Source organism: Sphingobacterium sp. MYb382, assembly GCF_037572665.1.
Lineage (GTDB): Bacteria > Bacteroidota > Bacteroidia > Sphingobacteriales > Sphingobacteriaceae > Sphingobacterium.
The window spans coordinates 18,930-35,363 of sequence record NZ_JBBGZT010000029.1; the positions used below are offsets into that span (position 1 = coordinate 18,930).

The following is a 16,434-nucleotide window of genomic DNA, read 5'->3' on the forward strand; positions in this document are numbered from 1 at the left end:
TCACCTAAATCAATTATCTAGCAGAACGTTTAAGCACAAAGAATCCTTTTTGTCTTTTCCATTGATTACCATCTTTCACATCGATGTAATAGAAGTAGGTACCATCTGTTTGACGATCTCCTGTAAACACACGGTCCACATTGTTGTATCCTTCAATCACTTGAAGTACCGTTCCTGCCTTGTCAAAAATGGTCACCTTATTTTGTGGGAAGTCTTTGATACCTTCCATAATCAAGAAGTCATTGATTCCATCTCCATTTGGCGATAAAGCCTGATTCACGATGATTGGTATTTGTGCATCTGGCGCTGCCACTACACGAACTGTTACCGAAAGTGGCTCGGCAGCTTCGTAGTTTTCATTGCCAGGCTGCGTAGCCGTAATAACGACCGTACCTAGGCGCAACACTTCTAATCGATGATCTTTAACCGTTGCCACCATCGGGTCGTCAACCTTTAAGAATACCGGTAAACCGCTCACCGAACGTACCTCTACTGGAATATTTCCAGCATCACGACTCAAGGTAGCTGGCACATTCACCGCTAGAATCTTCTGAGGCCCTTTCTTAATAATTAAGTTAGCCTTTAAAGATACAGCTGTGTAGTTTGCCGTTCCTACTACTGTTGCCGTCACCAAATACTGACCAGCTTTATTTTGACCATTATTGTCATACGTTAGGGTAACGAAGCTTGGTACCAGCCCATCAACAGCAAGCGACTTCGTATTCGCATCATATACATACGTCTTATCCAAAAGACGTAGATAGCTTAAGTCAAGTTTATCGATCTGCAGGTTCGCCGTCAGCGTTTGGTCAACATAGTTGTTACCACCGCTCACCAGCGCTTGTACTGCATACAAGCCTGCATTCGCTTGTGCATTATTGATATAGCTTACAGAAGCTCCTGAAGGCAATGTGCCAACCAGTGCTAATGATTTGCTTGACGTATCATAGGTATAACGCGCAGCCGGCAAACTTAATCCAGTTAAAGTAGCCTTATTAATCGTCAAGGTAGCATGCTGCGTTTCTCCGATATAATTATTGCCGCCATCAATTACCGCATCCACCGCATATTGACCTGCTTCCGTCTTACCATTACCGACATAGCTGAACGTAACGCCTGCAGGCAAGCTGCCAATAAGCGCTAATGACTTCGCTTTTCCATCGTAGGTGAAGCTCGCATCCTGGAAAGTAACCCCTGCTAAAGCAGCCTTCGCGATGATTAACGTGCCCGTAATTGTTTTATCTACGTAGTTGTTGCCACCAGCAAGCATCGCCTCTACCGTATACGTACCTGCATTCGTTTTCGCATTGCCCGTGTAAGCAGCTACCGTTACGCCTGTCGGCAATGTACCAGCTACCGCTAAAGACTTCGCTGTACCATCATAGATATAGCTAGCATTTGGCAAGGTAAGGCCTGTAATCTGCGCTTTGTTAATCGTCAACGTAGCCGTCAATGGTAGATCTTGATAGTTATTACCTCCCACAATCGTAACCGCAACCGGATAAATACCTGCATCCGTCTTCGCATTTCCGACATAGGTACCCGTCGTTGCTCCGCTCGGTAAGGTACCTGTCGTAGCTAGAGATTTAGCCGTACCATCGTAGGTATAGGTAGCATCAGGAAGCGTAACACCCGTTATTGTCGCTTTAGAAATCGTCAACGTACCCGTTAAGGTTTGATTGTTGTAGTTATTACCACCCAACAACTGTACGCTCACTGGATACACGCCTGCATTCGTTTTCGCATTCCCAGTGTAAGCACCAACAGTGACTCCTATCGGCAATGCACCTGTAACAACTAAAGACTTGTCAGTACCATCATAGATATAGCTTGCATCCGGCAACGTTACGCCTGTGATGTTTGCTTTAGTGATTGTCAGCGTACCGGTTAACGTTTTATCCGTATAGTTAGCTCCACCAACAAGGTTAGCTTCAACAGGATAAGTACCAGCATTTATTTTGCCATTGCCTACATATCCAGCTATCGTCACGCCTGCTGGCAATGTACCTGCCACCGTTAATGATTTGGCAATGCCATCATAGGTGTAAGTAGCGTCAGCAAGCGTAAGACCTGTAATTTCCGCTTTATTAATTGTTAAGGTTCCAGTAAGCGTCTTATCTAAATAATTGACTCCACCCGTCACAAGCGCTTCCACATCATATTCACCCGCATTTGTTTGACCATTCCCCGTGTAGGAATCAATGGTTACGCCTGTCGGCAATGTACCAGCTACCGCTAATGATTTGGCTGTTCCATCATAGGTGTAGGTAGCATTTGGCAAAGTAAGCCCGCTGATAGCCGCTTTATTAATGGTCAATGTACCTGTTAAGGTTTTATCTATGTAGTTATTACCACCAGCAAGTGTAGCCTCCACGGTATATGTACCTGCATTCGTTTTTGTGTTACCCGTATAACCAGCTACCGTTACGCCTGTCGGCAATGTACCAGCTACCGCTAAAGACTTCGCTATACCATCATAAGTGTAGGTAGCATTTGGCAAGGTAAGCCCTGTGATCTGCGCTTTGCTAATCGTCAGCGTAGCCGTCAACGCTAAATCTTCATAGTTGGTTCCTCCAGTAATAGTAACCGTAACCGGATAAGTACCAGCATCCGTTTTCGCATTACCGACATAGGTACCCGTCGTTGCTCCGGTCGGTAAAATACCCGCAGCAGTTAAAGATTTAGCGGTACCATCATACGTATAAGTAGCATCGGCAAGCGTAACACCCGCTATTGTCGCTTTAGAAATCGTCAACGTACCCGTCAACTTTTGGTTGTTATAGTTATCACCACCCAATAGCTGCACCGTCACCGTATGGATACCGGCATCTGTTTTCGCATTACCGGTATAAGTACCAATAGTCACTCCAGTAGGCAATGTACCTGTCGTAGTAAGAGACTTCGTTGTGCCATCATAGATAAAACTTGCATTCGGCAACGTTACGCCTGTGATGTTTGCTTTAGTGATTGTCAGCGTACGGCTAACAACAGGCGCTGCTGCATACAGATCATTCCCCAGTTGGCTCGCGATGATATCGACCTCTCCGGCTTTCAAGAACTTAACTTTCCATGCATTACCATCCGCAGCATCTTGATAAACGGAAGCTTTGGTAGCGTCTGAAGTCTTAAATGTGACTGGCAAATTAGAGCTCGCTGTCGCTTGCAACAAACGATCCGCTGTTCCATATACCGCATCGTTTAAAGCTGCAAAGTTAATGGTCTGCGTAAATTTCGGCGAGAATTTGAGGGTCGCTGCTACGCTCACATTTCCAGGAAGATCAAAAGCCGTCAAACCAATCGTTAATTCTTCACCCGGTTCAAAACCAGTCAAGTCATAACTGGTTACGGTTTTTCCAAGGGTTTGATTCAGGATATTTGCTCCACCCGCATCAATATTCAACCTGTAGCCTGTTAAGTCAAATTCCGTGTTGGCATTCCATGATATAACGACTTTATCAGGCGTACCAGCGACAAACACAGCCTTTAGGCCAGTAGGTTTGGCTGGAGGTGTCTTATCGATCTCGAAATTCACGATTGTCGTGTTTCCAGCATCATCCGTTACGACAAGCACATAACCTCCATCAATCTTAACGACAGTTCCCGAGGTAAAAGCAGCACCATTTAAAGTTGCTGTTCCTTTATTAAAAGTAATGGTACGATCGGTATTATAAACCGTGTTATTCGCAACTCCTGACACAACAGGAGCGGTCGTCATCAAGTTTATACTCCTAACTATAAGACCCTTATTTCCTACTGCAGTTGTCAAACGTAGATAAACTAGTTTTGCTCCATCACCATCGCTAAGTGTCCATGGGATTCCCGCACTAGCAGCCTGCACCGTCGTCCAAACTGTTTCATCATTAGATAGCTCTAATTTATTCACGTTCGGATCTGAAATCGAAGTGAAAATTTTAACGTTTTTCGTATTGGTGTAAGTGCCCCCTTGATTAATGGTAAAATCGCCCGTAGGTATTGTTCCATCTATCCGTATTGGAACTCCGGTAAGATTACCAGGAGCATCGATAGCTGGTAGAGTTATGGTAGAAGGCACACCGCTAACATTATTAATCGATGCCCCTTCCAAAGTTAAACTTGTTACATCGTAATAATTTAGCTTCGTGCTTGCCACATCCCCCGCCAACACGATATACTTAAAGCGCACTGTGCGATTTGCGGCTGATTGAAAAACAGCTGTCCTCGTTACATTATTATCTAATCGAAGTTTTAATTTCGGTCCTTCAGCTGTCTTACTCACAAAAATGGGCTTATCGAAATTAACATCAATATAAACGGCATCGCCCGCTATAAAAATTTTATTAAGATTGGGACTTGATACCGTAGACACAGAAGCAGCTGTTTCTTTAACTAAAATTTTAGACGTCGTTACCGCACTTTCTAGCGTCCCATTTGATACCTTATAACTAAAACTACCCTCCCCTACAAAATCTTTAATAGGTGTAAATGTAAAAGATCCGTCAATAGTATTGAGCGTAAGCGAACCATTCGTTTGGCCTGTAACAACCTGCACTTGTAAAGTACCTCCATCTAAATTTATAACATCCTTCAACAGCCCATCTGCAGCAGCAACGGTTAATGTCGTATTTTTAAATGTCGAATAATTTTGTGCAACAAGGACTGGAGGTCTTCCTACCGTAACAGCGGTCGTTGCCGAAGCAATATTTACGGTCGGAGTCAGCTCTTCTACTAAGGTAAGATTGACATTAATATTCCCATAATAGTCCGTGCTTGGTATTAATTTAACAGCACCACGGGCTAAGAAAGTATTTAGATCAGGTCCTGTTCCCGTGATTGTTAAATTTTTGTTTTGATTAGCACGACTAACCGATACATCCGCTGTTCCCGTCGCTGCTAACTCGCCAACTGTGGTTTGTAAACTTAAGGTATAGCGTGTTGTATTTCCGACAACGTTTACAATATTGATATTCAACAAGGCTAACTCGGTATTCCAAACCATAACTAACGGTCTAGTCGTTAGAGCTGGGCCTAATGTGAATGAATCACTATAAATAACCTGTGCTCCCATTAATTTAACGCGGTACCAAGTCGACTCCGTTGTTGGCATTAAGGTATATATAGAGTTATCAGCTCCTTCTATATCTGTAAACGTCACATTATCGGTACTCTTTTGCCACTGAAAATAACACGCATTAGAAACAATACTAAGCTGGTTATCTTGTTTTTGAATGGTACTTTTTGTTGGCGCATCCGCATTCCAAGTTATGGCTAAATTGGCTAATTGTACCGCATCGCTATTTAAGCTCGTAAAGTTCGTAAAGTTGGTCGCTGCCACTTGCTGTCTTAACGCGGCGCGATTTCCGGTAAACGTTAGCGCACTGCCCCAGCGAGCTTGAAAAGCATCTTCATCAGCGGAGCTGACAATTTTAAGCTGCTTCTTTGCCGCATCAATTGCCGGCGCCACAGACTTACTGGAAGATGTAACTCCTACCGCAGTGTCCCAACTGGCTTTATTAATTAGTAGTGCGGCTTCAATACTGCCGGGCACATTATCTTGACGGTAGGCAAATAACTGATCACCTCCTAGGCCAAAGCCAAAGTTTCCGCGGATTTTTTCGATCGTCCCGCTAGAAGCGATTAGACCTCCTACTTTAATAACGATATGTGTTCCCGCAACTAGTGCTGTGGATGTCGTCCATTTTAAGACACCATCCGTTTTGGCATTAACAATATCTTGAAAAGCTGTTGTTGATGTTAAACCTAGATCGGTAAAATAAAGCGACGTGTTTGCAGGAATATAATCCAGCAGGACAAAAGAAAATTGATCTTGCTGACCTTGCGGATTTGTTTTGTCTGCAATTTGATAACCTGTAAAAGCAACAAGACCGAGACCATCGGTACATTGTGCGCTTAGCGTCCCTATTACACTAAAAAAATGTAGTAAGAAGGCGAAGCAATACAGCAGGTATTTTTTTTTCATATCTATGAAATAAAAGTTTCTTTGTTAGTACTAATTACTCCGATTTACGGACGGCTTGGAAAAATTCCGTTAAGCGCAATAATAAAATTCACACCCAACGAAGGTTGCATATTTTCATGTGGTATATTACCACCTTCAGACGTCAAGTTAGCTGAAAGAATAGAACTTGTACTATCCGTACCTTTTGTCTTCCCATACTGCTTTAAACCTGGCACAATAGCTGAATACTTACCTGATGAAGACGACGACGTTCCAGAAGACGATCCGTTGCTATACTGCTTTACGACAAGTTTCAAATTGGAAACATCCAAACCATGAGCATGCATTGGTAGCTGTGTCACCAAAAGTGTCACACGCTCCTCCCCCCCAGACAGTCCTAGAGCTCTATTTGTAAGCCCCGCTCCTTGGCCCCGCCCTAGCGGCACACGCCCACGCATATCAGGCAATGCAAATGTTGTCTGGCCATCGCCACCATAGGTATTTCCTATTAAGACAAATAAAGCATCATTCCCCGAGATAGGGAGTATTTTTCCATCACAAAAGCTCCAGCCTCCAGGCGCCCGTTGACCAGCAAACATTCTGATCTCTCCGATGTAAGTATCCTCTCCTGTGTAACTGCTATCGCTGGGAAACTCGCCTGAATAACAAACACCAAAATTCAGCGCCAAATAAGGCTGCATATTATTATGTGGCATAATACCCCCAACGCCACCAGGAACAACCTTACTTGTGCTAGCTATGGGCTCTTGTGTAGATTGACTCGAGTATAACGCTTCAGTACTCGGCGCGTAATAATTTCCTACAGGATTAATACTGTCAGCAGTTGTCGCTACAGGTGCTGATGCCTTCAAAGAATGCGAATGCGAAGGCATCTCAGTTGGATCAAGCTTTACATCACTTTTCCCCAATTTTCCCCCTAAATCACGATGCGTTAACCCAGGTCCCTGACCAATCCCTAAAGGGACTCTACCTTGTAAATCGGGTACAGCAAAAGTTGTCGTACCATTTCCACCATAAGTGGTTCCTAGAATAGCATAAAGTGATGTAAGGGTGGGAGACCTGATTGGTAGCACTTGTCCATTACATGCAATCCAACCGGCTGGGATATAATTAAATCCAAATATTCTGATTTCTCCAATAATTCCTGCCATAATAATTAATCTCTAGGTGGATAATCGCCAGTTACGGCTATACAAAACTGTAAAGCAAGGAAAGGTTGCATATTCGGATGCGGTATATTACCACCGGTTATGCTACTATTCGAATCGAAGATAAGCTCCATTTCTTCATCATAATCGGAAGAAAAACGGTTCGCATAAGTCGCATTGTTTCCTGGAATAGCATTTTTTGGTGTAGTCTGATTAGCCTGCCCCCCCACGTGTTTCTTAATTTCAATATTGCTAGTTTCGTGGTTATGCCAAGGTATTTCACTGACCAACAATGAATGGAATTCTGTTCCCGCTTGCTGTCCTTGAACATAATTATAAGAATTTGAATCAACACCAATAGGCACACGTCCCCGTAAATCCGGCAAAGCAAAAGTGTTCATACCATCGCCGCCATACATAGTTCCTAAGAGGGCGAATAAGGCCTGATTCGTTCTTATAGCCATTATCTGCCCATTGCAGGCCGCCCACCCTCGAGGTATAAAATCATAAGGAAAGATCCCAATCTCTCCTAGATAAGGCTCGAAACCACCAAAATTAGTTCCTTCAGCTCCCTTACCGAGAACCGACCCCGAGAGCATAAGACTCCCCAAAAGCAAGCCACTGTGCTTCAAAAAATCACGACGATTATTATTATCCATAAAGTAGTAGTTGTTTAACAAACTGTATTGCGACTTAAACAATACAACCCGTAATATTCATTTCAGTATACCGCACAAGCGGTCGGTTAAAGGTTAGTTAATCCTTTACTACTCTAAGTACGGAATATAAAGAGATTACCTCCAAATCTTGAGGGGGGACAAATAGGGGACATCAACACAATTAATTGATTATCAAATAAATAAATTAATAAGTGAATTTACTATGAGAATATTTTTTTAACTCCATTCTGAAGCAATTAACGCTTATTTTTAACTTTAGTGACCAATATTACAGTCGTTAAAAACAATTGTTAAAACACTTAAACTGCCATTTTACGTATTTTATACGCCAGCTGCACTTAACAAAAGTGTACACGAAACCGACTACTAAATAGCTAAAAAAGTAAGCATAGGACACATCACTACCCCTGTTAAAAAAGCATAATGAACGCGTAGATGACACGAAGGAATACATCAAGCGCGGCCTTCGCCAAATTATCCCTATAAAGAAAATTAATCGCAAAAGTCGACACGTACTAGCTTAGCGATTCTAATTCGCTTCCTATGAATTTGGCAGAAAAATAAGCCTATTTTTAAGGCGCATTACGATTGCACAGGTAGCAATCCATCGCTAGCAATAATAAAATTAACCGGCAAAAAAGGCTGCATATTATCATGTGCCACTTGCCCGCCTTCGATGGCCGTTTCCGCAGATAATACGGCACCAGTCTTATGCGTTGATGATGTCTTTCCAAACTGCTTCAGCATCGGTGTAATGGTTGGATATTTAGCTTGCGCAGTAGGGCTAGCAGACGCCCCCGAAGCAGAAGCTAAAACATAGCGGTTAGCATGCGTTTTTAAAGCCTCTGTATTAAAATGTCCATGGTCAGGAATTTGGCTTAACGACAAGGCTGCCGTTTCTGAACCACCAATTTGGCCAAGTGTATAGGTTAAATCAAAGGTGTTATCTTTCCCGTAATGTATAGGCACACGACTGCGTAAATCGGGTAAACGAAAAGTCTGCACACCATCGCCTCCATAAGTAGCACCAATAAGCTCAAACAGTTTCCGATGCTGTGCGATGCCTAACTCTCGACCATCACACAACAACCACCTGCTCGGGATATCAAAGGACGACAACATCCTAATCTCACCCAAATAATAATCGTTGGCCGTACCCGATGATAAGTCTCCTTTTTCGGAAACACAAAAATTTAAAGTCAGAAAGGGTTGCATATTATTATGTGCTTCATCCGCTCCACGAGATTGAACAGCTGCACTTCCGAAGGTTTCATTGCCTACAACAGCACCATATAGATTTTCACCAACAACTTCTGCAGGATAGCTATCTACAGGATTAATTGTATCCGCAGCTTCGGCAACAAGACTAGAAAAAACAACTTTATGGCTGTGGCGAGGCAATCCGTTCGTGGTAATATTGACCACCTTACTTCCGCCAGCACTCCCCGGATAATGATACTTTAAACCTGGTCCCTGCCCTAGCCCTAAAGGAGCAGCCTCTTTTAAGTTGGGCAACCTAAATCGACCCGGCTCAGCCCATCCATAGGTAGTCTTTCCAACAGCTTTGTATAGCTCTTCGTAAATACCCGTAGCAGGTAGATCGACGCCGTCACAAGGAATCCATCCCTTAATATCGCTCCTAAAGGAAAATATACGGAGCTCCCCTAAGAATGACTTTGGTGCAGCCAAAGTGGTGCTATCTTTAGGAAATCCATGTACACAAATACAAAAATTAAGCGCTAGATAAGGCTGCATGTTTTCATGGGGCTCTGCCGCTTCAACATGTAGTTTTACTTCATCGATTAGCAAGTCATTTCTTTCATCAAAAGTACCTGCAAAACGGTTTACATAGGTATTACTCTTTGCTGGAACATTAGCCTTCGGGCTGCTAGACACAGCCTCCCCTCCAAAAGCATATTGCAAATTGGCACTACCTCCATGATTATGACTTGGCAACTCTGCGAGCGTAAGGGTATGCTTTGGCGCCCCTTCTGCTATGCCTAAAGCATTATAATTACCCCCTAAATTAATAGGCACACGACCGCGCAAATCGGGTAATTGGAATTTCCCATTAGCAATCGAGCCATAGGTACCACCAATCATATTAAATAGCGCTTGGTAGTCGCTAACGGATAGCATACTTCCATCACAAGACATCCATCCGGCGGGTATTAAACCATAAGGAAATAAACGGATCTCACCTAAATAGGCAGACGACACGATTGGATTTGCTGCCGGAACCCGTCCCATAGCCTTCAATTCGCTTACGAGCATTAATCCACCCAATAGCATTCCGCTATCTTTCAAAAATTTCCGACGATTATTCCCCATCATGTATACAACTGACTTTCTGCCTATTAAAAAACATTAACTCGTGTTTTCGCACGCCTGCCTTAAATTATCCTATTAGACAATTTTAAGCTCATGAAAATAAGCATATTTTCCATTATCCAATCATGTTCAAATCGTAATAAATAAAAAATATAACTGAGATAAATTTTTGACTGTAAGACTTAAATATTGCTGAGGTAATCATTTAATGATTGCTCGGTTTCGATACCCAGCTTTTTACGTAATCGGTAACGATGAATTTCTACTCCGCGGACCGATATATTCTGCAATTGTGCGATCTGCTTAGACGTAAAATGCAATCGTAAATAAGCACAAACTTTCAAATCATTACGCGACAATGCAGAATGCTTTTGCTTCAAACGATGTAAAAAGCCATCATTAAGCTCATCAAAATGTGTGGCAAACTGGTCCCAATTACTGGTGTTACTCTCTACATCTTTCAGGAGCGAAGTTATACGCTTAAGGTCGTCCGTCTCCATCCCTTTATCAAGCTTCGTCAACTCCATACGTAAGCGTGTCAGCGCACCCGAGTTCTCCATCAACTGCATACTGGTGCTAGCCAACTCTTTGGTCTTCGACTGAATCTCATGCTCTAGGTGTTCATTTTTAAGCTTAACAATCTCTTTCTCATTTTTATCCTTCTCCAGCTGATGGATATAATGAAGCTCGGCCACACGCGCATCAAATTTACGTTGCTGCATCGCGGCAGCCCGCTGCTGTGCTTGCCTTATGAAATAAAATAAACAGGAAGCCAATAACAGATAGATAAAATAAGCCCAAATAGTTTTGTACCATGGCGGACTAATCACAAAGGTATAGCTGGCAACAACGGACTCCTCATCAAGATTATTTTTAGCCTTCACCTTAAAGGTATAGGTCCCACTAGACAAATTTGTATAGTCTTTCTCCGTTTGTTTCGACCAATTAGACCATTTTTTATCATATCCTTCCAGCATATAGCTGTAAGTAAGGTAAGCGTGCACACCATAGCTCGGTGCAGCATATTCAAAACGATAAGAATCAAAAGATGAAGCTAAGTGTGGAATCTGTGCCTTTCCTTGCTCCTGCTTTGCATTTTCTTGGTATAGAAAGTAACCATTAAAAAGCGTGGTATCACTCAAGCCGATATTTCGAACACTCGCGATAAGTACTTCTGGCTTATGTGCCTCCTTGCGGTACTGTTCATCATTGATATGGATTACTCCTTTTTCAGCACCTATGTATATATTGTTCCAATCGTATGGATTGATATTCTCAAAACCAGAGGTATGCAGACCTTCAATTTCAGGAAAGAACGTGATTTTATAGCGGCCATCTTGTGGCATATATCGAGCTACACCGACCTTCTTACCGCTCGTAAACCACAGATTACCTTCGGCATCCTCCTGCATAAAAGTAACTGCCATCCCTTTAAAGGCAGCATAAATAGGTGCTGGTACAAAACGTTGCGTTTGGTTATCAAACGTATAGATACCTTCAGCCGTCGTAAAAATCACTTTATTTTTAAGCTTAAACACATAATTCTGAAAGGCAGAAGGCAAGCCTTCTTTATCCGTAAAGAGCTGCGCTTTGTACGCTCCTTTTGCGACATCAACTTTCAAACGATAAATACCGCGATACGGATGAGAGGACCAAACATTACCGAGCTCATCTTGCGCAAGAAATCGATACGAATCAAAATGGCCCTTCAACGAGCGATGTGTAAATTGGTTATCTGTATAGCTTAACAGATCGATCCCAAAGTAAGTACCCACCAAGCTGTGCGCTACGGGATAAGTTGCCGACAACGGGAGCACGCGCCAAACACCGACTCCCGAAGACAAAGGCCGCAACTGCTCCCTTTCAAACTTGTAAAGGCCACGATTGTGCCCTAAGAAAAGCTCCTTATTCGATACTTCCAAGCGCCACGCTTCACCACGATCACTCTCGGTAATTAAGGTAAAACGACCCGCCGAAAAACTATGATCCTTCGCTGTCGACGACAAAGGAGCACGATAAACACCATTGGACGACGACATATACAACTGATTATTAAAAACAAGTGTTGAATATCCGGTCACATCATTCGACAAGTTTGGACGAAAATAACGAATGGCACTTCCATAGCTAATCACTGATATCGCATTGTCGACGGCAAGCCATATATTCTTCTGCTGATCAACAAAAATGCTAGATACATTCCGATTAGGGAGCCCCTCGGCAGCCCCAATCTCCTGCTGCAATTCACCGTTCATCCGATACACCACATAACCTTTAGATGCTGTAGCAACAACATACTCGGCATCATTGATTTTTTGCGCCGATGGCGTATAATAATCACGATAGCTAGACTCCGCCAAACGTTCCAATTGGGAACCTTGCAAACGGTAGCTTTTATTGTTTTGCGTCACCATGCGCAGCTCGCCATCTTTAACTTCAAAAATAGCCGCTATTTTTACACCCGAAAAAAGAGAAGATGTGGCAATGGATACCCAGCGTCCTTCCTTATATTCGAGAAGACCTTGCTTCTTGTCTTGTGCAAAAAGTCGCCCTGCGGCCGTCCCCATAAAATCCCATTCCTGGAGTGCTCGATGCACCTTTATCTTACCGTCAGACCATTCAAAAATAACGTGACTTGTCCTAAAAAAGATGGAAGAACCGAGCTCCACAGTATTCCATACATCAGAAAAACCTTGATACACCTGCGGCACTTTGTTCTTTAACGAAGTATAGCTTAAGTCGCCTTCTGTGCCAGCCTCGAAGTAGCCGAACTCGCCTTGTCCGCCGATATAAATACGATCCTTGACATCTATAAATAGTGAACGAGCAATGGTATGATTGGGTAAAACGTAGCGCTTCCATTGCTTACCATTGAAGGTTATCATCCCTTCATTATTGGCAAAATACATAATACCACGTCTATCTTGTTTGATATCCCAGGTACGACTTCCTCCTTGAAACACCGTCTTACTATACGTATACAGCAGCGGAATACCGAGTAGATTTTGAGCTAAAAGTAGATAAGGAGCAAAAAATAAGAAAACAAAAAAGCAAAATTTTTGAATGTTCATATATAGGTGATACCAGGAGCTGATGTACCTCCGAAGTAGCACAAATATAGGAAAAAGAGCCAAAAACGCAGTATGATGTATAAATGATGTAGTGCTTTTTTAGGGAATAGCCAGCAAATGCCTTTATTTTTGAGGTCAACTATATTTATAAATCTTTAATTCCTACATGTTAATTCAATCGTGCATGAAAAACAAATTACTCCTATTTGCGGTAGCGACACCATTATTGGTGGCTGTCAATAGCGCACAAGCACAAAACAAAACCATTACGGGAAGGGTATTATCTGACCAACGAGCACCCCTCGCGACCTCCATTACGGTAAAGGGACAACCTGGAATCGGAACAACAACGGATGCACAAGGTGCCTTCACGCTTGCTGTTCCTGCCACGGCAGACTCCCTACAGCTTTCGTCGATCGGCTACAAAAAGTTGACCGTTGCGATTAATGGCTCTTTAATGAACCTACAATTACAGAAAGATGCAGACTTCCAACTGGACGAAGTAGTTGTTGTCGGTTACGGTACGCAACGTAAAAACGACTTGACAGCGCCAGTGACTACGGTCAATATGGAAGAGGCAAACAAGCGTACCGTTACCAACCCAATGGACGCCCTACAGGGTGCCGTTTCTGGTGTTCAAATCGTGAGCTCGGGCGCTCCCGGTTCAAGCCCAACGGTACGTATCCGTGGTGTAGGCTCCTTCAATAACGAAGGTCCTCTTTATGTTGTTGATGGTATGTTTATGGACAACATCGACTTCCTAAACTCGAACGATATTGCCGATATCTCTGTTCTTAAAGATGCCTCGGGGGCGGCAATCTATGGGGTAAGAGCAGCCAACGGTGTTATTATTGTTACCACCAAGAAAGGTACGCTAAACATGAAAACACGCGTTAGCTACAATGGCTATGCAGGTTTCCAAACAGCAAGTAATGTCCTTAAGATGGCCAATGGGCAGCAATATGCAGATTATGCTATCGCCAAAGGCGATAAATTTATCGTCGACAACTCCATTGCTAAATTTGGTGGTGAAAATGGCAAACCGACACAAAACACCAACTGGTACGATGAGTTGCTACGTTCTAAAGCGTTAATCACCAACCACAACGTGGATATTCAAGGTGGAAGTGATAAGATTACCTATACTTTTGGTGGTAACTTCCAACACCAAGATGGTATCATGGATGCGGAGAACTACCACCGTAGATATAATATGCGTATGCAAACAGAAGCACGCTTAGCGCCATGGGTGAAAGTTGGTTTTTCTGTTCACATGAACAACTTCAACTCGTTCTCACCAGATAACGTAGCCTTCCGTCAAGCTTATTTTGCATCACCATTATACCCTAGCTATGACCCTACTTTGCCAGGCACGGATCCTATCCCATTCGGTAGTTCATCATCACTAGGTATTAATTCAGGCTTTTGGTTCAACAATCCGTTGGCTACAGCCCATTTCAACAATAACCAAGGCAAAGGATTCCAAGTGTTGCCAAATGCGTATGTAGAGGCTGATTTCTGGAATAAAAAATTAACATTCCGTTCGCAGCTTAGCCAACGTCACCATTCATCACACCGCACACAATACAACCCGATATATTATATCGATACCAACCAGCGTAACGACCGTTCTTACTTACGTTCGACTCAGTCAAGAAATAACAACTATATTCTGGACAACCTCTTAACGTATAAAGACAATGCTGGCGATCACCAATGGACAGTACTCTTAGGTCAATCTACACGTGAAGAGCGTTGGCGCGAAACTTGGGTATCTGCTAATGATGTGCCTGCAGCTAAAGAATTTTGGTATGTAGGCCAAGGCGCCCAAGGGATAGGTTCAGCAACAGGTTATGGCGAGAATGGATTCCGCAATTCGGGAGTTTCTTTCTTCACCAGAGGTACCTATGCTTACCAAAATAAATACCTTTTAACAGCAACATTCCGTGCCGATGGTAGCTCTAAATACCAAACGAAATGGGGATACTTCCCTTCTGTAGGTTTAGGCTGGGTAATCAGTAAGGAGAAATTCATGGAGAACCAAAGCCTATTTAGCAACCTTAAAATACGTGGTAGCTGGGGTCTCTTGGGTAACGATGGTATCCAACCAAATGCTGGATATGCAATTGTTAACTCAGGCAATGGCAACTCTGCAATATTTGGAAGTACAGCCGATGCTATCGGTAGCCGTGTTCCGGGATATCGTGTTAACCGTTTCTTCACCAATGTAAGTTGGGAAGTTGTCGAAGAATGGGATGGTGGTTTAGATTTCACCATGCTAGACAATCGTTTAACGGGTACAGTTGACTACTACCACCGTAAAACAAAAGACCTTGCTTTCAGCAGACCAATTCCATTTATGTGGCAGCGTGTCTATGGAAACTGGGGTACGGTAGACAATAGTGGCTGGGAATTTAGCTTAGATTGGAAAGATAAAGTAGGTCAAGTAGGCTACAATGTAGGCGCCAACTTAACAACATTAAAAAATAAAGTTACCAATCTTGGTGGCCTTGCCAATATTATGAATGGTTTCCCAGATTGGTCGGCAGAGTTCCCTGCGCGTATCGAAGTTGGTCAACCGATTAACTACTACTACGGTTATGAAGTAGCCGGTGTTTACCAAAACCAAGCAGAGATCAACGCAGATCCAATTGCAAGCCGTTATAATGAGCAAAATCCTAATAACCCGATTAAACCAGGTTATCTGAAGTATAAAGATCAGAATGGAAACGGTGAATTAGACGAGTCTGACCGCGTAAACTTAGGTAGCTACTTGCCGAAATTAACATTCGGCCTAAACCTAGGGTTAAGCTACAAAAAGTTCGATATGAGCGTAGTATTACAAGGTGTTTCTGGAAACAAAATCCACAACTTAAACCGTGCGATGCGTCGTAAATATCCTCAAATGAATGCTGATGCAGCCTTTATCAATGGTTTATGGACAGGCGAAGGATCGACAAATAAGTCACCATCGGCTGAAGGTAGCGCTGCTGCATGGAATTTACAATCGAGTTCTTTCTTTGTAGAAAATGGTGCTTATCTACGTGTTCAAAATATCCAAGTGGGCTATAGCTTCAACTTGAAAGAGAACATTCCTGTTCGCGTATTTGCAACAGCAGACAGACCTTTAATTTTCACTAAATACAGCGGTTTTACACCAGAAATTACAGGCATGGGCTATGACGCTAACGTCTACCCTACGGCTTCAACGTACAGCTTAGGCTTTAAAGTAACTTTCTAATTTTTTG

General features: G+C 43.0%; 6 protein-coding genes. 1 reads left to right on the forward strand and 5 read right to left on the reverse strand.

Annotation, left to right across the window (positions count from 1 at the left end; all coding sequences use genetic code 11):
- Positions 1 to 13: 13 nt before the first annotated feature.
- The 5 genes from WH223_RS17910 to WH223_RS17930 all read right to left on the reverse strand — a co-directional run bounded on the left by WH223_RS17910 (position 14) and on the right by WH223_RS17930 (position 13,186).
- The gene (locus WH223_RS17910; protein WP_340049224.1) at positions 14 to 5,956 is read right to left on the reverse strand and encodes an MBG domain-containing protein; all 5,943 of its coding nucleotides are present in this window, start codon (positions 5,954 to 5,956) and stop codon (positions 14 to 16) included.
- Positions 5,957 to 6,000: 44 nt separating this feature from the next.
- A complete protein-coding gene (locus tag WH223_RS17915) occupies positions 6,001 to 7,107 on the reverse strand; it encodes a phage tail protein (protein ID WP_340049225.1) in 1,107 nt (368 codons plus the stop codon).
- A 5-nt stretch (positions 7,108 to 7,112) separates the two neighbouring features.
- Positions 7,113 to 7,763 (reverse strand): phage tail protein, encoded by a 651-nt coding sequence (locus WH223_RS17920; RefSeq protein WP_340049226.1) that lies wholly within the window; start codon positions 7,761 to 7,763, stop codon positions 7,113 to 7,115.
- A 603-nt stretch (positions 7,764 to 8,366) separates the two neighbouring features.
- On the reverse strand, positions 8,367 to 10,118 hold the full coding sequence (locus tag WH223_RS17925; protein ID WP_340049227.1) for a phage tail protein: 1,752 nt from the start codon (positions 10,116 to 10,118) through the stop codon (positions 8,367 to 8,369).
- A gap of 179 nt (positions 10,119 to 10,297) precedes the next feature.
- Positions 10,298 to 13,186: a triple tyrosine motif-containing protein gene (locus WH223_RS17930; RefSeq protein WP_340049229.1), complete on the reverse strand. Its 2,889-nt coding sequence runs from the start codon at positions 13,184 to 13,186 to the stop codon at positions 10,298 to 10,300.
- 184 nt (positions 13,187 to 13,370) lie between these two features.
- On the opposite strand from WH223_RS17930, the gene WH223_RS17935 reads away from it, so the two are divergent.
- Positions 13,371 to 16,427 (forward strand): SusC/RagA family TonB-linked outer membrane protein, encoded by a 3,057-nt coding sequence (locus WH223_RS17935; protein ID WP_340049230.1) that lies wholly within the window; start codon positions 13,371 to 13,373, stop codon positions 16,425 to 16,427.
- The last annotated feature ends 7 nt before the right edge of the window (positions 16,428 to 16,434 follow it).